This is a genomic window from Streptomyces colonosanans (genome assembly GCF_001866645.1).
Lineage (GTDB): Bacteria > Actinomycetota > Actinomycetes > Streptomycetales > Streptomycetaceae > Streptomyces > Streptomyces colonosanans.
Genome location: NZ_MLYP01000145.1, coordinates 1 through 304, shown reverse-complemented (window position 1 = coordinate 304; position 304 = coordinate 1). Strand labels below are relative to the sequence as shown.

Here is a 304-nt window from a genome sequence, read left to right as displayed (position 1 = left end):
GGGTCTGTAAAGTTAACGGTGGTTCTGGAGTTGTTAGTGGGTCAGCGGCGGGCGGCGGAGAGCCGACCGTCGAAGGTGATCTCGAAGGCGTTGAGTGCGGCCTTCCATCGCTGTGACCAGCGTTTGCGGCCCTGCCCCGTCGGGTCCAGGCTCATGACGGCCATGTAGACGCACTTGATCGCTGCCTGCTCGTTCGGGAAATGTCCGCGGGAGCGGACGGCCTTGCGGATGCGCGCGTTGACCGACTCGATGGCGTTCGTCGTGCAGACAACTCGCCTTATTTCTGTGTCGAATTGGAGGAAAG

The 304-nt window shown here is 61.5% G+C and carries 1 protein-coding gene; it reads right to left on the bottom strand.

Annotated features, from left to right (window positions below):
- Positions 1-41: 41 nt before the first annotated feature.
- On the bottom strand, positions 42-304 hold a 263-nt coding region (locus tag BIV24_RS30820; RefSeq protein WP_143064712.1), incomplete at its 5' end, for a transposase.